This is a genomic window from Streptomyces thermodiastaticus, assembly GCF_014656135.1.
GTDB lineage: Bacteria > Actinomycetota > Actinomycetes > Streptomycetales > Streptomycetaceae > Streptomyces > Streptomyces thermodiastaticus.
The window spans coordinates 26824-47669 of record NZ_BNBV01000018.1; the positions used below are offsets into that span (position 1 = coordinate 26824).

15 protein-coding genes and 1 pseudogene are annotated in these 20846 nt (G+C 73.2%); 12 read left to right on the forward strand and 4 right to left on the reverse strand.

What is annotated here, in order from left to right; all coding sequences use genetic code 11:
• Positions 1-51: 51 nt before the first annotated feature.
• The 5 genes from IE286_RS17260 to IE286_RS17280 all read left to right on the forward strand — a co-directional run bounded on the left by IE286_RS17260 (position 52) and on the right by IE286_RS17280 (position 6644).
• The gene (locus IE286_RS17260) at positions 52-1497 is read left to right on the forward strand and encodes an MmgE/PrpD family protein (RefSeq protein ID WP_189797649.1); all 1446 of its coding nucleotides are present in this window, start codon (positions 52-54) and stop codon (positions 1495-1497) included.
• Positions 1494-2129, forward strand: a complete 636-nt coding sequence (locus IE286_RS17265) for an aspartate/glutamate racemase family protein (protein ID WP_189797650.1) — start codon at positions 1494-1496, stop codon at positions 2127-2129. Before IE286_RS17260 ends, IE286_RS17265 begins: the two co-directional genes overlap by 4 nt.
• Entirely contained in the window at positions 2126-3535 is a 1410-nt protein-coding gene (locus IE286_RS17270) for an FAD-dependent oxidoreductase (RefSeq protein ID WP_189797651.1), read from the forward strand. Before IE286_RS17265 ends, IE286_RS17270 begins: the two co-directional genes overlap by 4 nt.
• The gene (locus IE286_RS17275; RefSeq protein ID WP_189797652.1) at positions 3532-4998 is read left to right on the forward strand and encodes a dihydroorotase; all 1467 of its coding nucleotides are present in this window, start codon (positions 3532-3534) and stop codon (positions 4996-4998) included. Before IE286_RS17270 ends, IE286_RS17275 begins: the two co-directional genes overlap by 4 nt.
• Before the next feature lie 341 nt (positions 4999-5339).
• A complete protein-coding gene (locus IE286_RS17280; protein WP_189797653.1) occupies positions 5340-6644 on the forward strand; it encodes a DUF1254 domain-containing protein in 1305 nt (434 codons plus the stop codon).
• 29 nt (positions 6645-6673) lie between these two features.
• Here IE286_RS17280 and IE286_RS17285 read toward each other — a convergent pair whose 3' ends face one another.
• Positions 6674-7381: a FadR/GntR family transcriptional regulator gene (locus IE286_RS17285; protein WP_189797654.1), complete on the reverse strand. Its 708-nt coding sequence runs from the start codon at positions 7379-7381 to the stop codon at positions 6674-6676.
• A 153-nt stretch (positions 7382-7534) separates the two neighbouring features.
• Here IE286_RS17285 and IE286_RS17290 point away from each other — a divergent pair, with 153 nt between their 5' ends.
• The 5 genes and pseudogenes from IE286_RS17290 to IE286_RS17310 all read left to right on the forward strand — a co-directional run bounded on the left by IE286_RS17290 (position 7535) and on the right by IE286_RS17310 (position 13958).
• Positions 7535-8764 (forward strand): CaiB/BaiF CoA transferase family protein, encoded by a 1230-nt coding sequence (locus IE286_RS17290; RefSeq protein ID WP_229863010.1) that lies wholly within the window; start codon positions 7535-7537, stop codon positions 8762-8764.
• A complete protein-coding gene (locus IE286_RS17295) occupies positions 8761-9531 on the forward strand; it encodes an enoyl-CoA hydratase/isomerase family protein (RefSeq protein WP_189797655.1) in 771 nt (256 codons plus the stop codon). Before IE286_RS17290 ends, IE286_RS17295 begins: the two co-directional genes overlap by 4 nt.
• A 108-nt stretch (positions 9532-9639) precedes the next feature.
• Entirely contained in the window at positions 9640-10950 is a 1311-nt protein-coding gene (locus IE286_RS17300) for an MFS transporter (protein ID WP_189797656.1), read from the forward strand.
• Positions 10951-11090: 140 nt separating this feature from the next.
• Positions 11091-11321, forward strand: a pseudogene (locus tag IE286_RS17305) (LacI family DNA-binding transcriptional regulator); the annotation flags it as partial.
• 273 nt (positions 11322-11594) lie between these two features.
• Positions 11595-13958: a Tex family protein gene (locus IE286_RS17310; protein ID WP_189797657.1), complete on the forward strand. Its 2364-nt coding sequence runs from the start codon at positions 11595-11597 to the stop codon at positions 13956-13958.
• Between the two features lie 261 nt (positions 13959-14219).
• Here the strand turns inward: IE286_RS17310 and IE286_RS17315 are convergent, their stop codons facing one another.
• Positions 14220-14432 carry a hypothetical protein gene (locus IE286_RS17315; protein ID WP_189797658.1) on the reverse strand — a complete coding sequence of 71 codons (213 nt, stop codon included), beginning with the start codon at positions 14430-14432 and terminating at the stop codon, positions 14220-14222.
• Between the two features lie 276 nt (positions 14433-14708).
• The gene (locus tag IE286_RS17320) at positions 14709-16589 is read right to left on the reverse strand and encodes a Xaa-Pro dipeptidyl-peptidase (RefSeq protein WP_189797659.1); all 1881 of its coding nucleotides are present in this window, start codon (positions 16587-16589) and stop codon (positions 14709-14711) included.
• Between the two features lie 212 nt (positions 16590-16801).
• Here IE286_RS17320 and IE286_RS17325 point away from each other — a divergent pair, with 212 nt between their 5' ends.
• On the forward strand, positions 16802-18295 hold the full coding sequence (locus IE286_RS17325) for a M1 family metallopeptidase (protein WP_189797660.1): 1494 nt from the start codon (positions 16802-16804) through the stop codon (positions 18293-18295).
• A gap of 88 nt (positions 18296-18383) precedes the next feature.
• Here the strand turns inward: IE286_RS17325 and IE286_RS17330 are convergent, their stop codons facing one another.
• Positions 18384-19847 carry an amino acid permease gene (locus tag IE286_RS17330; RefSeq protein ID WP_189797661.1) on the reverse strand — a complete coding sequence of 488 codons (1464 nt, stop codon included), beginning with the start codon at positions 19845-19847 and terminating at the stop codon, positions 18384-18386.
• Positions 19848-20062: 215 nt separating this feature from the next.
• Between IE286_RS17330 and IE286_RS17335 the strand changes: the two genes are divergently transcribed.
• The gene (locus IE286_RS17335) at positions 20063-20836 is read left to right on the forward strand and encodes a MerR family transcriptional regulator (protein ID WP_189797662.1); all 774 of its coding nucleotides are present in this window, start codon (positions 20063-20065) and stop codon (positions 20834-20836) included.
• Positions 20837-20846 lie beyond the last annotated feature (10 nt).

The following is a 20846-nucleotide window of genomic DNA, read 5'->3' on the forward strand; positions in this document are numbered from 1 at the left end:
GTTTGCGTCATAGTGTTCCGCTGAGTGGAACACTCGGAGGGAGGTGGACACGTGCCCCCCGGCCGGTCCCGCACACAACCCGACCCAGCCTGCGACCCTCAGCGCGAGGCCGCGCGGCGCACCGAAGAACTCGCCCACTGGGCCTGGACGTTGTCCTGGCCCGAGGTCCCCGGCACCGTCCGCGAGCGCCTCTCGCTCGTCCTGTTCGACACCCTCGCCGTCTCCGTCGCCGGCGCCCGCACCGAGGGACAGCGGCGCATCCGTGCCGCCTGGCCCGCACCGCCGGGCGACGCGCCGGTCCTCGGTACGAGCCTGCGCACCCAGCCCGACGTCGCCGCCTACCTCAACGCGACGGCCCTGGTGTGCTGCGAACTCGACGAGGGCGGCAAATACGCCAAGGGCCACCCGGCCGCCCACGCCTTCCCGGCGATCCTGGCCCTCGCCGCCTCGCTGAACAGCACGGGCGCCGAGACCGCGCGCGCCCTGCTCGCCGGGTACGAGGTGGCCGCGCGCTTCGGCCGCGCCACCGCGCTCGCCCCCGGTGTCCATCCGCACGGCACCTGGGGCGCGACCGGCGCCGCCGCCGGCTGCGCGCTGCTGCTCGGCCTGGACGCCCACCAGGTGGCGGCGGCCGTCGACACCGCCGCGGGCCTCGCGGTGGCCGGGCACTTCGACTCGGCGCTCGACGGGCACCGGGTGCGCGACGCCTGGGTGGGCGCCGCGGCCCTGTCCGGCCTCGCCGCGGCCCGGCTGGCGGCCGCGGGCGCCGTCCGCACCACCGGCACGGCCGCCCTGTCGCTCGGCACCCTGCTCGGCCGCTTCGACGCCGCGGCGCTCGCCGACGGGCTGGGCGACGACTGGCAGATCACCCACAACTACTTCAAACGGCACGCCTCGTGCTCGTACACCCACCCCGCCGCCGACCTGGCCCTCGAACTGCGCACCGCCCGCCACCTGGACGGGCTGCGGCCCGGTGAGGTGACCGACGCGGTGAGAGAGATCCGTGTGGACACGCACGCCCTGGCCGCGCGGCTGGACCGCCGACGCTGGGACAGTTCGCTGGGCGCGATGTTCTCCGTCCCGTACGCGGTGGCCGCCGCGCTGCTGGACGGGGCCGTCACCCCAGCCACCGCCGAGGCCACCGAGGCCGAGCGGCCCGAGCTGTTCGCCCTGGCCGCGAAGGTCACCGTCGCCGAGGACCCGGCGCTGACCGCGCGCCTGCCGCACGAGCGCGCCACCCGGCTCACCGCCCTCCTCACCGACGGCGAGCGCGTGGAGCTGTCCGCACCGCACCCCGTGGGCGACAGCAGCCACCATCCGTTCACGACCCGCACGCTGCAGGCCGTCCTCACCGGCCTGCTCGGCGACGACGCCCTGGCCGACCAGCTGCGGCGGGCCGCGGACCGTCTGCCCGACACCGACGGCGCGGGACCGCTGCTGCGGAGCCTCGCCGCCCTGACCGCCGCGCCGGCGGCGAGCCGTGGAGGCACCCGATGAAGATCTTCTCCGTCACCCCGGTCCACGTCGACGCGGAGGAACTGGCCCGGCGCCGCGCCCGCTACCGGCGGCTGGCCCCGCCGGGTGTGGACGTCGTCCTTGAGGACGGCGGCCCGCAGGCGCCCGCGCAGCTGCGGACCCGGCAGGACGTCGACGTCTCCACCGCCGGCGTGGTCGCCGCGCTGGCCCAGGCGCCCGACGAGGGCTACGCGGTGTACCTGCCGGACTGCGTGCTGGACCCCGGGGTACCCGTGGAACCCGATGGCGCCGCCGTCCCGACCGTCGGCATGCTGCGCCTGACCGCAGCCCACCTCGCGGCCACCGGGCGCCGCTTCGGCGCCGTCACCCGCAACCGCGCCATCGCCGACGCGCTGGCCGGACGCATCGAGGACTACGGCCTCGCGCCCTGGTTCGCGGGTGTCACCGTGCTGGACCTGGACTTCGAGGCCATCGCCGACACCCGGCGCTGGAACCGGGCCGTCCGCGACGCGCTCGACGGCTTCGCGGCCTCAGGTGTGACCGCGGTGATCAACGGCTGCTCGGCCGTGGACACCGACGCGCCGCACCTCGTGGAACTGGTCGACCCGGCGGCCTGTGCCCTGCGGCTGCTGGCGGCGGGGGCGCGGTCATGAGCGGCGGCACGCAGGAGGCGGCGGTCGACCTCGTCGTGGCCGGCGCCGGCGGCGGCCTCGCGGGCGCGCTCCGGGCGGCGCAGGCCGGGCTGAGCGTCCTCGTGGTGGACCCGGACGAGCAGTTCCTGCGCGGCAACAACACCTCCATGTCCACCGCGATGATCCCCGGCGCGGGGTCGCGCTGGCAGCGCGAGGCGGGGATCGACGACAGCCCCGAACGCTTCACCGCCGACATCGCCGCCAAGACCCACGGCACCGCGGATCCCGCGCTCGCCGCGGCCCTGGCCCGGATCAGCGCGCCGCTGGTGGAGTGGCTGGCCGACGAGGCGGGCCTGCCGCTGAGCCTCGTCACCGACTTCGCCTATCCGGGCCACTCCGTGCACCGGCTGCACACCGTGGAGGGACGGCACGGGTCCACGCTGCTGCGGCACCTGTACGACCGGGTGCGCTCCGCGCCCGGGATCGACCTCCTGGTCCCCGCCCGGCTCACCGACGTCGAACGAGGTGCCGGCGGCGAGGTGACGGGCGCGGTCGTCGAGGACCCGGGCGGCCACCGGGAGACGATCCCCACGCGGGCCGTCCTGCTGGCCACCAACGGCTACGGCGCCGACCGCGAGCTCGTGACCCGGCATCTGCCCGAGATCGCGGCGGCCGACTACCACGGCGGCCAGTTCTCCCGCGGCGACGGACTGCGGATCGGGCTGCGGCACGGTGCGCGCGCCGCCTACCTGGACGCCTACCAGGGGCACGCGGCGCTGGCCCGGCGGTCGCGCACGCTCGTCGGCTGGGCCACGATCATGCACGGCGCGATCATGGTCGACCGCGACGGGCGGCGCTTCGGCGACGAGACCACCGGCTATTCCGAGTACGCGGCGGCCCTCGCGGCCCGTCCGGACGCCCGCGGCTGGATCGTCCTGGACCGGCGCATCCACGACCTGTGCCTGCCGTTCACCGACTTCCGCCAGACGGTGGACGCCGGGGCCCTGGTGTGGGCCGACGACCTCGACGCCCTCGCCCGGCGGACCGGCTGCGACGCGGCGGCGCTGAAGGAGTCGGTCGCGGGCCAGGTCGCGCTGGCCGGCGGGACCGCCGACCAGGACGCCTTCGGCCGGACCTTCTTCGAGGAGCCGCTGCGCGCCCCGTACGCGGCGGTCGAGGTGATCCCCGCACTGTTCCACACCCAGGGCGGCCTCGCGGTGGACGGCGACGCCCGCGTCCTGGCCGAGGACGGATCGCCGGTTGCCGGGCTCTTCGCGTCGGGCGGCGCGGCACACGGCATCTCGGGACACGGGGCCGGCGGCTACCTCGCGGGCAACGGCCTGCTTCCAGCACTCGGACTGGCCTGGCAGGCGGCGACGGTCCTGTCCCATACTCACACCCACGCAGAGAGGCACGAGCACTCATGACCGAACTGGACCTGCTGATCAAGAACGTGCGGCTGGTCAGGCACGACGCACCCGACATCCCCACCACGGACATCGGCATCAAGGACGGCGTGTTCCACCGCATCGCCCCGGACATCCCGGCCGAGCAGGCCCGTGAGGTCGTCGACGGCAAGGGACTGCTGGCCTTCCCCGGCGTGGTCGACGCCCACCAGCACTGGGGCATCTACAACCCGCTGTCCGACGACACCGCGACGGAGAGCCGTGCCTGCGCCCAGGGCGGCGTGACCACGGCACTGACGTACATGCGCACCGGCCAGTACTACATGAACCGGGGCGGCAGCTACGACGAGGTGTTCCCGCTGGTCCTGGAGAACGCCGAGGGGCGCTCCCACGTCGACTACGCCTTCCACCTCGCGCCGATGCAGAAGTCGCACATCGCCGAGATACCCGAGCTGATCGCGCGCTTCGGCGTCACCTCGTTCAAGGTGTTCATGTTCTACGGCAGCCACGGCCTGCACGGCCGGTCGGCGGACCAGAACTCCTTCCTGATGATCCCGCCGGGCGAGCGCTACGACCTGGCGCACTTCGAGTTCGTGATGCGCGGCGTGCAGGCGGCGCGCGAGGCGTACCCGGAGCTGGCGGACTCCATCTCGCTGTCGCTGCACTGCGAGACCGCGGAGATCATGACGGCCTACACCAAGCTGGTGGAGGAGGAGGGCAAGCTCGACGGCCTCGCCGCGTACAGCGCCTCCCGCCCGCCCCACTCGGAGGGTCTCGCCGTCACCATCGCCAGCTACCTCGCGGCGGAGACGCAGCTGCCGAACATCAACCTGCTGCATCTGTCCTCGCGCAAGGCCATCGAGGCGGCCATGCTCATGGCGAAAACGTTTCCGCAGGTCGACTTCCGGCGCGAGGTCACCATCGGCCACCTGCTGGCGAACATCGAGACCGCGTCCGGCATCGGCGGCAAGGTCAACCCGCCGCTGCGTCCCCAGGACGACGTGGACGCACTGTGGGAACACCTGGTGGCCGGGAACGTCAGCTGGGTGGTCAGCGACCACGCGTGCTGCAGGCAGGAGACGAAGTTCGGCGACCCCGCCGACGACGTGTTCCAGGCCAAGTCGGGCTTCGGCGGCACCGAGTATCTGCTGCCCGGCCTGGTGGGCGCCGCGCCCGCGCACGGTCTGCCGCTGCAGAAGGTCGCGGAGCTGACCGCCTGGGCCCCGGCCCGGCGCTTCGGCCTGACCGCCAAGGGTGCCATCGCGGAGGGCTACGACGCGGACCTGGCGCTCGTCGACCCGTCGCGCTCCTGGACGGTGGACGCGGCGGACTCGGAGTCGGCGCAGGAGTACTCGCCGCTGCAGGGTCTGGAGATCGGCGCGCGGGTGGAGTCGACGTTCCTGCGCGGCCGGCCGGTCTTCGCGGACGGCAAGGTGGTCGGCGAGCCGCAGGGCCGCTACCTGTCGCGCCCGACCACGCGCTGAGACACCGGGCGCCGTCGCACGGCCGGGTCCCCCGCCCGGGACCGCCGTGCGGCGGCGCCGTCGCCCCCTACGCCCGCTTTGGCGGCCGGCCGGAAGCGGCGGACGCCCCGCACCGTTGCGCGCCGCGGGACGGCGCGCGCGCCCTGGACCACGAGGCCGGCCGGCCGGACGACGGTGCTGCGGCTGACGCCCGGCCTGCTGCACGTGGTGCGCGACGTTCTCCGCGGTGCCTCACATCGCCGGTGCCCCCGCGCCGTGACACTCTGAGAACGTACGCACCCGCGACACTTTGAGAACCTGCGCACCGGCTCCCGCTGCGGGCACGACACAGGGAGCGCCTCATGACGACACCGGCCGACGACCTGCGGACGCTGGGTCACGAGGCATACGTGTATCTGTATCCGCTGGTGACGATGGACGTCACGCGCGAGATGTGGGTGAGCAGACCGGCCGGTTCCGGGCCGGGGGCCGGGCCGCCGAACCGGTTCCACCACCTGCGCGCGTTCCCTGCGGCGGACTTCCGTGCCGTGGTGCGCCCGAACTTCGACACCCTGTACTCGACCGCCTGGCTGGATCTCACCGAGGGACCGGTGCGTGTGTCCCTCGGCGACACCGGGGGCAGATACGTCCTGATGGCGATGCTCGACATGTGGACGGATGTGTTCGCCGCGCCGGGCAGGCGCACCACCGGCACCGGCGCGCAGAGCTACCTGCTGGTGCCGCCCGGCGCACCGGCCGGTGACGCGGAGGGCCGCCCGGTGGTCCGGGCACCGACGCCCTGTGTGTGGATCATCGGCCGGACGCAGACCGACGGCGTGGACGACTACGCGGCGGCGCACGCCGTGCAGGACGGCTTCACGATCACTCCTCGCACACCGCCGGCGGACCGGGGAGGAGGCCCGGCGTCCCCGGTGGAGGAGCCGCTCGGGTTCGTCGACGGGCTCAGCGCCGTCGGCTTCTTCCTCCGCGGTGCCGCTGTGCTCGGCGTGCAGCCGCCGCACGCCACGGACTTCTCCGTCCTGGCCCGGATCGCGGGTATCGGCGTGATCCCCGGCCGTCCGTTCCCGGACACCGGTTTCAGCCGGCAGCAGCTCGACGAGATCCAGGCGGGCGTCACCGAGGCGCAGCAGCGGATGCTCGCCGCCCGCAGCCGCCTGGGGCGGCGGGTCAACGGCTGGTCGATGGTGACCGAGGGCATCGGCGTGTACGGCAACGACTACTTCCGGCGGGCGGTCGTCGCCATGACCGGGCTGGGCGCCAACCCGCCCGAGGACGCGGTGTATCCGGTGCTCGTGGCCGACGCGGACGGGGATCCGCCGACCGGTGAGCACGACTACGTGATCCACTTCGATGCCGGCGCGCTGCCGCCGGTGGGCGCCTTCTGGTCGGTCACCATGTACGACGAGGACGGGTTCCCGGTGCCGAACGAGCTGGACCGCTACTGCCTCGGCGACCGCGACCGGCTGCACCGCAACGCCGACGGCTCCCTCGACATCGTCCTCGCCCGCACCCGGCCCGGCGCCGGCCGTGACACGAACTGGCTTCCGGCCCCTTCGGGCCCCCTCGGCGTCACCATGCGCCTGTACGCACCGCATGCCGACGTCCTGACGGGCGCATGGGAACCGCCCCCCGTCCGCAAGGCATGACGGGCACGGCCCGCCGTCCGGGGCGCCGGTCAGCCCAGCGCCTCGGCCTGCCAGTCCAGCAGCTTGACGTGTCCGACGGTCACCACATGGTGGTGCATGGCCCGGGCCGCGGCCTCGGCGTCACGGGCCCGGACGGCCTCCGCGATGGCCCGGTGCTGTTCGAGGGACCTGGCCGGGCGGCCAGGCTGGCGCAGCGATTCCTCGCGGCTCTCGGCGATGGGCAGGGCGATCTCGGCCATGAACGCCGCGAGCAGCGGGCTGTGTCCGGCGGCGGTGACCGCGGCGTGGAAGCGTTTGTCCTGGGAGACACCGAGTTCGCCGCGCTCGACGGCCTCCGCCATGGCGGCCAGCGCGGCGTCGATCTCCGCCAGGTCCTCCTCGGTCCGGCGGGTCGCGGCGAGGAAGGCGAGCTTGGTCTCCAGCGCGTCCCGGGCGTCCAGCACGTCGGGGAGCCTGCGCCGCCGGTCGATCATGGTCTCCAGCGGTTCGGTCTCCAGCCGGTCCCGCAGCAGATAGGTGCCGCCACCGTGCCGTACCTCGACCAGGCCCTGCACCTCCAGCGCGACGATCGCCTGCCGGACGGAGGTACGGCTGACGCCGAGCCGGTCCGCGAGATCACGCTCCGGGGGCAGCCGGTCCCCCGCGTGCAGATGCTCGCTCCGCACGTACTCCCGCAGCCTGTCGACCACCTGCTCGTACAGACGCGAGCGGGTGAGCGGACGCAGCGACTCCGTCACGACGCAGATCCTTTCCCCGGCCGATCCCCCCGGACCCCGACGCCGGCCTTGACATCGGTTCGAACCCGTCGAACACTCTAGCTCACGGTCCAGTGGTCCAGTGGTCCATCCACTTGTCCACCCGGCGCCCGCTCCAGAAGGGACCCCGCAGGCATGACTTCGCCCGACACACCGGCTCCCATGGGCGGCCCCGCCCCCGGCGCCCTCTGCGGAATCCGCGTCCTCGACCTCTCCCGCATCCTCTCCGGCCCCCTGGCGACCATGGTGCTCGCGGACCTCGGCGCCGACGTCGTCAAGGTGGAGGACACCAAGGACGGCGACGACACCCGCCAGTGGGGGCCGCCGTTCCAGGGCGGCGAGGCCGCCTACTTCCTCGCGGCCAACCGCAACAAGCGCGGGGTGAGCGTCGACCTCAAGACGGCGCAGGGACGCGAGTTCGTGCTCCGCCTCGCCGACCGCGCCGATGTGCTGGTGGAGAACTTCCGGCCCGGCACCGCCGCCCGCCTGGGCCTCGGCTACGAGGAGCTCTCCGCCCGCAATCCCCGCCTGGTGTACGCGTCGATATCCGGCTACGGCCAGACCGGCCCCTGGGCCTCCCGCCCCGGATACGACGCGATCGCCCAGGCCCAGAGCGGCATGATGAGCATCACCGGCGAAGCCGGCGGCCCACCGGTGCGCCCCGGGGTGGCCACCGCCGACATCGGCGCCGGGATGTGGGCGGTCATCGGCATCCTCGCCGCGCTGCACGCCCGCGAGGTCACCGGCCGCGGCCAGCACGTCGACGTCGCCCTGCTCGACGGGCAGCTCGCCTGGCTGACCTACGTGGCCGGCGGATACTTCGCCACCGGCACCGTCCCCGGGCCGCACGGCTCCGCCCACCCGACGATCGTCCCCTACCAGGCCCTGGCCACCGCCGACGGCCATCTGATGGTCGCCGCCGGCAACGACAGGCTGTGGCGGCGCTTCGCCGAGGTGCTCGGCCAGCCCGCCCTCGCCGACGACCCGCGCTTCGCCACCAACCCCGACCGGGTCCGTCACCGCGACGCCCTGATCCCGCTGCTGGAGGAGGCCCTCGCCCGGCGCTCCAGCGCCGAGTGGGCCGAGGCGCTTCAGGCCGCCGGGGTGCCGTGCGCGCCGATCAGCACCGTGGACGAGGCGCTGGACAGCCCGCAGGCACGCGCCCGCGGCATGGTGACCACTCTGCCCCACCCCACGGCCGGCGAGCTGCGCACGCTCGGCTCGCCGCTCAAGCTCAGCGCCACCCCGCCCCGGATCCGCACCGCTCCCCCGCTGCTCGGCCAGCACACCGACGACGTCCTGGCCGAGGCCGGCTACAGCGCCCGCGAGATAGAGGAACTGCACGCGATCGGAGCCGTACGATGACCGGCCAGACGGGCGCGGTCGGAGTGACGCGCGACGGTGCCGTCGCGACCGTGCGGGTCGGGACCGGGCGCCGCGCCAACGCCCTGACGCGCCGTGACTGGATCGCCGTGGCCACCGTGTTCGAGGACCTGGCCCGCGATCCCGCGCTCGGCGCGGTGATCCTCACCGGGGCCGGCGAGACCTTCTTCAGCGCGGGCTCCGACATGCGCGAGTGGCTGTGCGCCGAGCCCGCGGAGATCGACGCCTCCTTCACCGCGATGGAAAGCGCCCTCAGCGCGATCGAGCGTGTTCCCGTCCCCGTCGTCGCCCGGGTCCGCGGCACCGCGGCGGGCGCGGGCTGCCAGCTCGCCTGCGCCTGCGACCTGCGCGTCGTCGCCGACGACGCCACGCTCGGCATGCCCGTCGCCCGCTGGGGCATCCTCGTGCCGCCCGCCTTCGCCGCACGGATCGCCCTGCTCACCGGCCCCGCCGTGGCCCGCGACCTGCTCTTCACGGGACGGCTGGTGGACGGCCGCGAGGCGGTGCGGCTCGGTCTGGCCAGCAGTCATGTCCCCGCGGCCGAACTGGACGACACCGTCGCCGCTCTCGTCTCCGCGATCACGGCCCATCCGCCGACGGCGATCCGCGCGGCCAAACGCTCGGTGGACGCGCTGCTGGCCCCGGTCCGCGAGCGTCTCGCCGCGACCCCTGCCGGACCCGCCGCGGACTACGCGAGCATGCAGGAAGGACTCGCCGCCTTCCTCTCCGGGGTCACCCGCGCCGGCTGACCCGCCGGCACGTTCCGGTTCTCTCCCCCCCGTTCTCCCCCACCCCGTTCTCCGCCACCCCGTCACCCGTCGTCACCCCCAGGTCGACAGAGCCGAATCGAGGTCACCGTGACGATCGACAATCCCCCGACGAGAGCCGCCGGCGCCGGCACACCCCCACGACTCACCTCAGCACAGCGCCGGGCCTTCTGGGGGTCCTTCGGCGGCTGGGCCATGGACGGCTTCAACTGGACCATCTTCGGGCTGGTTCTGGCCCCCACCATGACCGAGCTGCTGCCCCGCGCGGGCATCGCCGCCACGGCCGGCAACATCGGCTGGTACGGGCAGATCAGCGCGGCGCTGTTCCTCCTGGGCTGGGGCTGCTCGGCGATCTGGGGCCCGCTCGCCGACCGCTTCGGCCGCAAACCCACCATGATGGCCTCGATCCTGATGTACGGCGTCTTCACCGCCCTGGCCGGCGTCGCCGCCGACCTGTGGCAGTGGAACGCCTTCCGCTTCCTGGCCGCCATCGGCGTGGGCGGCGAATGGGCCATGGCGGGCACCCTGCTGTCGGAGGTCATGCCCGAGCGGGTGCGCGAGCGCTTCGGCGGCCTGATGCACTCGGCCGCCTATGTCGGCGTGCTGGCCGTCTCCGTCGTCTACCTGGCGTTCGGGCCCGAACTCGGCTGGCGCGGCCTGTTCCTCATCGGCGGTCTGCCCGCGCTCGCCGTCTTCCTGCTGCGCCGCAGCACCCCGGAACCCGAACGCTGGAAGGACACCTCGCACCTGGCCGCCCGACGGTCCTTCTGGCAGCCGGTCGTGGAGATCCTCACGCCGCCCTACCGCGGCCGCACGATGGGCAATCTGCTGCTCCTCGTGGTGTGCGTGATCGGCCTGTGGGCCGGGTCGACCTACGTCCCGACCGCCATGACCGAACTGGCGGAGCGGGCCGGCGAGAGCCACGACGCCACGGTCCGCCTGGCCAGCCTGTCGTCGATGACGGTGGCGCTGTTCACGATCCTGGGCTGCTTCGCGGTGCCCCGCCTGGCCGCACGCCTGGGCCGCCGGGGCGCGCTCGCCCTGCTCTACGGCTTCATGATCGTCGGGACGGTCGGTGCGTACGGGGTGGCCTACCCGCTGTCCTCCATCGGCCTGACCTTCGTCTTCCTGCCCCTGCTCGGGTTCGGCGGGGCCAACTTCGCGGTCTTCACCATCTGGCTGCCCGAGCAGTACCCGACCCGGATGCGGGCCACCGCGTTCGCCTTCACCACCACGTTCTCCCGCTGGGTCGCGGCCGCGGGCACCTTTCTCATCGGCTACGGCATCCACGCCGCCGGCTCGCTCACCCTGCCCCTGACCCTGACCGCCGTCGTCTTCGTCGTCGGCATCGGCCTGGTCCGCCTGGCCCCGGAGACCCGCGGACAGGCTCTGCCCGACTGACGGCCCACGGCTCCTTCGAGCCGCCCGGCCCCCGGGTCTTTTCTCCTCGCCCGCCGCGGCCGCTGCCCCAGCGCAGCGGCCGCGGCGGCGTCATGACAGCGGTTCCGCACCTCTTGACCCCGCCCCGGCGCGTCCCTACAGTGCTCGCACCTTTCGCGGTACATCGATCAACCAAGCAGGTCGCCGCGGCGGCCGGGGTGTCGACGGCCGCGGTCTCCCAGGCGCTCAACAACAAGGGCCGGCTGTCCCAGGAGACCCGCGACCGCATCCTTCGGGCGGCGGCCGGCCTGGGCTGGTCGCCCAGTGTGCCGGCGACGGCCCTGCGCAACGCCCGCACCCGCAGCCTGGCCCTGGTGGTGCGCCGCCCGACGGTGACGGTCCGTCCCGTCGCCGAGGGCGCCCTGCACCCGCTCGGCGGCGGAGCACCGGTGACCGAGGTGCCGCTGGAGCCGTACGGGGTCGCGGTGCTCGAGCTGCGCTGAGCCGTGCCACAGCGGGGCCGGCCGCCCGCCGTCCGCGTCAGGGCCCGCGGCGGGCGGCCGGGGACACGCTCCGCCCCGCCGGGGCCCGCCCTGTCCCCGGATCGCCGGTCGCTCCTGCCACAATTGCCGCGCAACCCGAAGCGGAGAAGGCGGTACGGCAACGTGACGACACCCGGGTCCCTTGCTGCAGGGTCCATCGAGAGCAGGATCGCCGAGGAGCTCGGCGTGCGGGAGCGGCAGGTCAAGGCCGCCGTGGAGCTGCTGGACGGCGGTTCGACGGTGCCCTTCATCGCCCGCTACCGCAAGGAAGCCACCGAGATGCTCGACGACGCGCAGCTGCGCACGATCGAGGAGCGGCTGCGCTATCTGCGGGAGCTGGAGGACCGCCGGACGGCGATCCTGGAGTCGGTGCGCGAGCAGGGCAAGCTCACCGAGGAACTTCAGGCGCGGATCCAGGGCGCCGAGACCAAGGCGCGGCTGGAGGACATCTACCTGCCGTACAAGCCCAAGCGGCGCACCAAGGCGCAGATCGCCCGGGAGGCCGGTCTGGAGCCGCTGGCCGACCGGCTGCTCGCCGACCCGGGGCTGGAGCCGAAGGACGCCGCGGCCGCGTTCGTCGACCCGGACAAGGGCGTGGCCGACGCGCAGGCCGCGCTGGACGGGGCGCGGGCCATCCTCACCGAGCGGTTCTCCGAGGACGCCGACCTGATCGGCGAGCTGCGCGAACGCATGTGGGTGCGGGGCCGGCTGGTGGCGAAGGTGCGGGAGGGCAAGGAGGAGTCCGGCGCCAAGTTCGCCGACTACTTCGACTTCGCCGAGCCGTTCACCGAGCTGCCCTCGCACCGGATCCTGGCGATGCTGCGCGGTGAGAAGGAGGAGGTGCTGGACCTCGTCCTGGAGCCGGAGGAGCCGGGCGACGGTCCGTCGTCGTACGAGGGCATCGTGGCCCGCCGGTTCAAGATCGCCGACCGCGGCCGGCCCGCCGACGCCTGGCTGCTGGACACGGTCCGCTGGGCCTGGCGCACCCGCATCCTCGTCCACCTCGGCATCGACCTGCGGCTGCGGCTGCGCACCGCCGCCGAGGACGAGGCGGTGAAGGTGTTCGCGGCGAACCTGCGCGACCTGCTGCTCGCCGCCCCGGCCGGCACCCGCGCCACGCTCGGCCTGGACCCCGGGTACCGTACGGGGGTGAAGGTGGCCGTGGTGGACGCCACCGGCAAGGTGGTGGCCACGGACGTGATCCACCCGCACGTCCCGGCCAACCGCTGGGACGAGGCGATCGCCACGCTGGCCCGGCTGGCGGAGCAGCACGCGGTCGAGCTGGTCGCGATCGGCAACGGCACCGCGTCCCGGGAGACCGACAAGCTGGTCGGCGACCTGATCGCCCGGCACCCGGAGCTGAAGCTGACCAAGGTAATGGTGTCGGAGGCGGGCGCCTCGGTGTACTCGGCCTCCGAGTACGCCTCGCGGGAGCTGCCCGGTCTGGACGTCTCGCTGCGCGGCGCCGTCTCCATCGCCCGCCGGCTGCAGGACCCGCTGGCGGAGCTGGTGAAGATCGACCCGAAGTCGATCGGGGTCGGCCAGTACCAGCACGACCTGTCCGAGGTGAAGCTGTCCCGTTCGCTGGACGCGGTGGTCGAGGACTGTGTGAACGGCGTCGGCGTGGACGTCAACACCGCGTCGGTGCCGCTGCTCGCCCGGGTCTCCGGCATCACTGCCTCGCTCGCCGAGAACATCGTGGCGCACCGGGACGCCAACGGGCCGTTCACCTCCCGTGCGCAGCTGAAGAAGGTGCCGCGGCTGGGTCCGAAGGCGTTCGAGCAGTGCGCGGGCTTCCTGCGGATCCGCGGCGGCGAGGACCCGCTGGACGCCTCCAGCGTCCACCCGGAGGCGTATCCGGTGGTGCGGCGCATGGTGAAGACCACCGGGCTTCAGGTGGCGTCGCTGATCGGCAACACCGCGGTGCTGCGGTCGCTGAAGCCGGCCGACTTCGTGGACGACACCTTCGGTCTGCCGACGGTCACCGACATCCTCAAGGAGCTGGAGAAGCCGGGACGCGACCCGCGGCCGGCCTTCCGGACGGCGGCCTTCAAGGAGGGCGTGGAGAAGATCTCCGACCTGTCGGCGGGGATGATCCTGGAGGGCGTGGTGACGAACGTGGCGGCCTTCGGCGCGTTCGTGGACGTCGGTGTCCACCAGGACGGTCTGGTCCATGTGTCGGCGATGTCGCGGACGTTCGTGAAGGACCCGCGGGACGTGGTCAAGCCGGGCGACATTGTGAAGGTGAAGGTGCTCGACGTCGACATCCCGCGCAAGCGGATCTCGCTGACGCTGCGTCTGGACGACGAGGCCGGCCCGCAGGTCCGGCAGGGCGGCGGCGAGCAGCGGCGGCGCGGCGGCCGTCCGCCGCAGCAGCGCCAGGGCCGGGGCGGCGGGTCGCGTCCGGCGTCCGCCCCGGTCAACAGCGCGATGGCGGACGCGTTGCGGCGTGCCGGACTGCTCGGCTCGGACTCCGGTCGGCGCTGAGCGCACCGCCCGGTCCGGCGCGGGCGACGGCCGCGCCGGGCCGGGTGGCGGACACGCCGGGCCGGGCAACGGCCACGCCGGTGGCCCGGGCCGCGTTCCCGGACGGGCGCGGCCCGGCGGGGGGGATGCACCGGGCGGCACGTCCGGGCGGCCGGCGTGTCGTGACGTCGTGACGAAGCGGTGCGCAGGGCGGCGTGCACCGGTGACGGCCCGCACGGGGCCGCAGTCCGGCGCCCCCGCCGGCACCACCGTGGCCGTCGGTCAGCGAGGGTGCGGGCCGAGCGGCAGTGCCGAGGCGGACCGCTGGCCCGGATGGGCGGCCGGGGTCTCGGCCTGGAGGGCGCTCGACGGCTGCCCGGTGCGCATCACCTGGTCCAGCTCCCTGCGTATGTTCGAGGCGGCGTCCCGGACCCGGGCGGGCACATCGCCTCGTTCGGCCACGAGCTGGTGGTAGATGGGGGCGTCTTTGAACATGGACTACCAGGCCTTTCGGTCGGGGGGTCTGGCTCCTCGGAGCAACGGTTGCCGAGTCTAGGACCCGCGCTCCCCCGCTTCGGTGGCCGGTACACCCATGAGGGGGTACACCTCTTGACGGCCGGTCACCTCAGGTGCTTCGGTACGCCCCCGGCTCACCGCCGGGGGCTGTCCTCCGCATGGTCCGCGCCGTCGCGGACCGTGGGCGGTGTCCGAACGTGCCGTCTGCCGCGCGACGTCACGGACACGAGCTGGTGCCGGCCCGGTGTCCGCCACTCAGGACGTGGCCCGTGCGAAGGCCGCCGCACCGCCCGCCAGCGGCAGCCGGGCCGAGGTGCGGGCGAGGTCCAGGGTGAGCGTCGGGGTGGTGGACGGCGGATCGATCAGGCCCTTGTCGGTGCCGGCGACGATCAGCGCCAGCCGGTGTCCCGCGGGCACGACGTGGTCGGTGGCCGCCAGGTCGACGGTGAGGCGGTAGGCCCGGCCCGGGGTGAGCGGGACGCCGTGGGCCGGCGAGGCGTGGTGGCCGAGGTCGGCCCAGCCGCGGCTGACGACGGTGGCGTCCACCTGTGTGGTCTTCGGCCCGGTCCGCAGGTAGCAGGCGCTGTCGCCGGGCGTGCTCGCGCCCCAGCAGGTGCGGTCGGTGAGGGTGGTGATGCCCTCCGCGGCGTCGGCGTAGTCGCGGATGGTGTCCGGGCCGAGGTCGACGAGGACGGCGGACAGGTGGGCCGTCGTGGTGCTGGGGGTCACGGTGACGGTGACCCGGGACGAGCCGGACAGCCGCAGGTCCTCGGTGAGGCGCGGGGTGACGAAGGAGACCTTCTCGGGCGACGGTGTGGTGGCCCGCGCCGCCCAGTCGGTCTCGCTCAGCGCCGGGTCGTCGGTGAAGGTCTCGGTGCCGCGAGCCGCCTCCGGGCCGAGGGTGCCGACGCCGGCCCGGGGGCCGGGGGCCGGGCGCAGGGTGACCGCCGAGGTGCCGCGCGGCGGCCAGACGCGGGAGGTGACCCACTGGCCGGGGTGGCGTTCGATGTCGGCCATCGGCTCGCGGTCGATGCCGTTGTGGTAGCCGAGCAGTTCGTGGTCGAACCAGCGGTGCAGGGTGTCGACCCAGGCTCCGCGGCGGTAGTCGAAGGGGTCGACGTGGCCGGTCTGGGACAGCCAGATCTTGCGCCGTACCTGATGCTTCGCCAGGGCGTCCCACCACTGCCCGAGATGCTTGGTGCGCACGTTGAGGTCCTGCATGCCGTGCACGAGGAAGACGCTTGCGCGGACCTTGCCGGCGTCGCGGACGTAGTCGCGTGCGGTCCACAGCGCCGTCCAGTCGCCGCCTCGGGGTGCGCCGTCGACGAGCTGCTGCCGGACGGCCGCGCAGTGCGCGCGGGCGTCGTCGCTCTCCACGGCGTCGGCGAGCCGGTCGGGGCCGGTGCCGTACAGGGGTGCGCCCTGCTGGAAGTAGTAGTCGTACCAGGAGGAGATCGCGCTGATCGGGACGATGGTCTTCAGCCCCTTGACGCCGGTGGCGGCGACGCCGTTGGCGATGGTGCCGTCCCAGCTCTTGCCGATCATGCCGGTGGTGCCGTCGGTCCAGGTGGCCCGGACGGGTGTGCCTCCGGTGCGGGCGGTGTAGGCGCGGGCGCGGCCGCCCAGCCAGTCGACGACCGCTTTCGCCGACTGGATGTCCAAGGGCCCGCCGACGTCGACGCAGCCGTCGGACCGGTTGGTTCCGGCCAGGTCCACGGCGACGAAGGCGTAGCCGCGGGGCACGAAGTAGTTGTCGTAGTACAGGGGCATCCCCACGACGCGGCCGGCCGCGTCGTAGGTCTTGGTCTGGCTCTCGTTGCCGCGCCCGCAGCAGGAGTAGTACGGGCTGGCCTCCAGGATCACCGGGACCTTCCGGCCCTGCTGGGCGGGCTCGCGGGGCCGGACGATGTCGGCGGCGACGCGGTCGGTTCTGCCGTCGCCGTCGGCGTCGAGTCTCGTGTCGACCCAGACGGTCTCGCGTACGGCGTTCGCGTAGGAGTAGACGGGCCGGCTCTCGCGCGGGGAAGAGCCGGCGGACGGGGCGGCGTGGGCCGCGGGACCGAGCAGAGCGGCGGCCAGAGCGGCGGCGACCGCCACGACGGACGACCGGGTGGTCATGCGCATGCTAGTCGGCATGGGCGACGACGGTACCGGGGACGACTGCCGCGCTGAAGGGCGCGGCTGACGTGTCGTCGGACGCGTGGGCCGGCCGGCGGCACCCGGGGTGCAAAACGCCCCGTTCATGACGGCCGGATGGCGATCACGTGACAAAGGCGGGCATGGACACGACCAGGGTGGCGGATCTTTCCTAGGCTCTCGGCAACGCACCCCGACGACTTGGAGCTGACGTGCACCGCAGATTCACCGTGCCGGGCGCACTGGCCGCGGCCTCTTTGCTGCTGGCGATCCCGGCATCGGCCGCGAGCTACTCCCCCGGCGCACCGGGCATCGGCGATCCGTACTACCCGTACTACGGCAACGGCGGCTACGACGTCTCCCACTACGACCTGAGGCTGAAATACCAGCCCGCCACCGACGAGCTGTCGGGCACGGCGACGATCTCGGCGCGCACCACGCAGGACCTGTCAAGCTTCAACCTGGACTTCCTGCTGGACGTCGACGAGGTGCGGGTCAACGGGGCGACGGCACACTTCACCACCTCCGGGGAGCACGAGCTGGTGGTCACGCCCCGGCAGCCGCTGGCCAAGGGCACGCCGGTCACGGTTGTCGTCCGCTACCACGGGGTGCCGTCCGCCAAGAGCGCGTACGGCTTCACCACCTGGCACCGCACGCCGGACGGCGCGATCGCGGCGGACGAGCCGGAGGCCGCCTGGTGGTGGTTCCCCAGCAACGACCACCCGAGCGACAAGGCCACCTTCGACGTGTCGGTGGCGGTCCCGGACGGCACCCAGGCCATCTCCAACGGCACGCTGGTGTCGACCAGCTCGCAGCTGGGCTGGACCCGCTACAACTGGCGGCAGAACAAGCCGCAGGCGACCTATCTGTCCACGCTCGCGCTGGGCCGGTTCGACATCACGACCGGCACCTCCGAGGGCGGCGTGCCGGTGATCAACGCCTACAGCACGGACCTCGGCGACAACGACGGGGCGGCACGGGCGAGCGTGGAGCGCACCGGGGAGCTGGTGGACTGGCTCAGCGGCTACTTCGGGCCGTATCCGTTCGACTCGGCCGGCGGCTATGTGCCGAACACGACCACCGGGTACGCGCTGGAGACCCAGACCCGCGTGTACTACAGCCCGGCGCAGTTCGCGAACGGCTCGAACACCTCCGTGGTGGTGCACGAGCTGGCCCACCAGTGGTACGGCGACAGCGTGTCCGTCAAGGGCTGGAAGGACATCTGGATCAACGAGGGCTTCGCCCGCTACGCCCAGTGGCTGTGGTCGGAGCACGAGGGCGAGGGCACGACGCAGGAGCTGGCGGACTACGTCTACGCCTCGCACCCGGCCGACGACGCCTTCTGGACCGTGAAGCCGGGCGACCCCGGCCCTGACCACCAGTTCGACGCCGCGGTCTACGACCGGGGTGCCCTGGCGATCCAGGCGCTGCGTAACGAGATCGGCGACACGGCGTTCTTCCGCCTGCTCAAGGGCTGGCCGCAGCGGCACGCCTACGGCAACGCCTCCGTGGCCGACTTCCAGACGTACGCCGAGCAGGTCTCGGGCAAGCCGCTGGCCGGGCTGTTCGACACCTGGCTGTTCCAGCCGGTCAAGCCGGCCGCCCCGGCGGCGCGTGCGGCGTCCTTCGCCGCCTCGCCGGCCGGCGTCGAGCAGCCGCGGTCCTGGAAGAAGATCGAGGCCACCAACGACGTGCACGGCCGGTGACAGACGGCCGCGCGGCCGGGGCGCCCTGAGCGCCTCCGGCCACGCGGCCCCGGAACCGTGAAATCCCCCCAGAACTGCCGAGCGGCGGCTACTTCACCGGCTCGTCGGTGGTCCGCTCCCCCCGCAGGACCCGGCGGCGGACACCGAACCAGCCGGCCACCAGCAGCACCGCGATCAGCGGGATCAGCATCACGGTCTTGCGGCCGACCTCGGGGTCGTTCCACATCAGGCCGAGACAGGCCAGCAGGAACGCGATCGTGGCGATCTCCGTGACCGGGCTGCCGGGCAGACGGAAGTGCGGACGGGTGACCAGGCCCGACTTGGCGCGGCGGACGAAGATCATGTGACAGATCATGATGATCACCCAGGTGCTGACGATGCCGAGGGAGGCGACGTTCAGCACGATCTCGAAGGCCTCGCTGGGCACCAGGTAGTTCAGCCCGACGCCGAGCACGCAGATCCCGCAGGTCAGCAGGATGCCGCCGTAGGGGACCTGGCTGCGGCTCATCACGCGGGTGAACTTCGGCGCCGAGCCGGCCATCGCCATGGAGCGCAGGATGCGGCCGGTGGAGTACAGGCCGGAGTTCAGCGAGGACATCGCGGCGGTGAGGACGACGAGGTTCATCACATCGCCGGCCGCCGGGACACCGATCTTGGACAGGACGGTGACGAACGGGCTCTCGTCGGCCGAGTACACCGAGCCGGGCAGCAGCAGGGCCAGCAGCACGACGGAGCCGACGTAGAACAGGCCCACCCGCCACATGATCGAGTTCACCGCGCGCGGGACGACCTTCTCCGGCTCGGCGGTCTCGCCGGCGGCGACACCCACCAGCTCCAGGGCGGCGTAGGCGAAGATCACGCCCTGCATGACGAGGACCACCGGCATCACACCGTGCGGCAGGAAGCCGCCGTGGTCGGTGATCACGTTCAGGCCGGGGCTGTAGCCGTCCACCTTGTGCTGCGTGACCAGCAGGAAGATGCTGACCAGCATGAACGCGACGAGCGTGACGACCTTGACGATGGAGAACCAGAACTCCATCTCGCCGAAGATCTTCACCGAGATCAGGTTCACGGTGAGGACGATCGCCAGGGCGATCAGCGCCAGCAGCCACTGCGGGACCGGTGTGAAGAAGCTCCAGTAGTGCGCGTACAGCGCGACCGCGGTGATGTCGGCGATGCCGGTCGTGGACCAGTTCAGGAAATACATCCAGCCGGCGACATAGGCGCCCTTCTCCCCCAGGAACTCGCGCGCGTACGACACGAAGGACCCGGACGACGGGCGGTACAGGACGAGCTCGCCGAGCGCGCGGACCACGAAGAACGCGAACACGCCGCAGATGAGGTAGGCCAGCGCCAGCGCCGGGCCCGCGTTGTGCAGCCGGCCGCCGGCGCCCAGGAAGAGGCCGGTGCCGATCGCGCCGCCGATCGCGATCATGTTGATGTGGCGGTGCTTGAGGTCCTTGCTGTACCCGGCGTCGCCCGCGTCTGCGGGCGCGGCGGTCGTCGGTGCTTGTTCGACGACCTGTGCCGTGTGCACGGATTCCTTGCTCACGGGTGGATCTACTCTCTGGTGCGCCGAGCGGATTCGCCCGGGTGCCGTACGGTTCCGGCCCGCACCAGCTCACGCGGTACAGACCAGGGGAGCAGCTTCCCAGAGGGATCACCTCTCATGCGATGGCACATCTCACACAGCGGAACTTCTCACATGATCAGCGCAACTCGGCCACCGGCTTTCACACTCCCGGTGAGACAGCGATACTGCTGCACATGACGACGCCCGACGCCGCCGAGCCGGCTTATACGGTCGACGAGCTGGCCGCCCGGGCCGGCGTCACCGTGCGCACCGTGCGCTTCTACAGCAGCCGGGGCCTGCTGCCGCCGCCCGTCCTGGGCCCCCGCCGGGTGGGCCGCTACGGCGAGCAGCACCTGGCCCGGCTGGATCTGATCGGGCAGATGCGGCGGCAGGGCATGACGCTCGCCGCGATCGAGCGGCATCTGCGGCAGCTGCCGCCCGGCCTGAGCCCGCGCGAGCTGGCCGTGCAGCGGGCGGTGGTCGCCTCCTGGGCGCCGGAGAGCGAGGAGACGATCGGCCGCCGGGAGCTTGATCGGCGGGCCGGCCGCCCGCTGAGCGACGAGGACCTTCGGCGGCTGGCGGCGATGGGCGTGCTGGCGCGGGCGGCGGACGGCGACCGCGAGGAGGGCGCCGCGGACCCCGGTGAGCAGGCCGATCGCACCGGCGGCGCCGCTGAGGAGCGCTACCGGGTCGACACCGGGCTGCTGCGGCTCGGCGTCGAGCTGCTCGATGTGCCGCTGTCGCAGGAGACGGTGCTGGCCGCCCGGTCGGTGCTGACCGAGCACTCCCGGGCGGCCGCACACGAGCTGTCCGAGCTGCTGCGTGCCGCGGTCGCCGGCCGCGGCACCGAGGACGTCCGGTCGCTGTCCGCTCATATGCACCCGCTGGTGGTGCAGGCGCTGCTCACCACGTTCCAGCGGTCCCTGCGGCAGGAACTGCGGGCGTGGCTGCACAGCGCCGGCGAGTGACCCGGCGCCC

What these genes read in the sequence shown, in the direction of transcription:
- IE286_RS17315 (WP_189797658.1), bottom strand. Translation starts at nt 14,432, where the DNA reads ATGTTCAAAGACGCCCCCATCTACCACCAGCTCGTGGCCGAACGAGGC.
- IE286_RS17335 (WP_189797662.1), top strand. Translation starts at nt 20,063, where the DNA reads ATGACGACGCCCGACGCCGCCGAGCCGGCTTATACGGTCGACGAGCTG.
- IE286_RS17270 (WP_189797651.1), top strand. Translation starts at nt 2,126, where the DNA reads ATGAGCGGCGGCACGCAGGAGGCGGCGGTCGACCTCGTCGTGGCCGGC.
- IE286_RS17320 (WP_189797659.1), bottom strand. Translation starts at nt 16,589, where the DNA reads ATGCCGACTAGCATGCGCATGACCACCCGGTCGTCCGTCGTGGCGGTC.
- IE286_RS17275 (WP_189797652.1), top strand. Translation starts at nt 3,532, where the DNA reads ATGACCGAACTGGACCTGCTGATCAAGAACGTGCGGCTGGTCAGGCAC.
- IE286_RS17290 (WP_229863010.1), top strand. Translation starts at nt 7,535, where the DNA reads ATGACTTCGCCCGACACACCGGCTCCCATGGGCGGCCCCGCCCCCGGC.
- IE286_RS17295 (WP_189797655.1), top strand. Translation starts at nt 8,761, where the DNA reads ATGACCGGCCAGACGGGCGCGGTCGGAGTGACGCGCGACGGTGCCGTC.
- IE286_RS17280 (WP_189797653.1), top strand. Translation starts at nt 5,340, where the DNA reads ATGACGACACCGGCCGACGACCTGCGGACGCTGGGTCACGAGGCATAC.
- IE286_RS17265 (WP_189797650.1), top strand. Translation starts at nt 1,494, where the DNA reads ATGAAGATCTTCTCCGTCACCCCGGTCCACGTCGACGCGGAGGAACTG.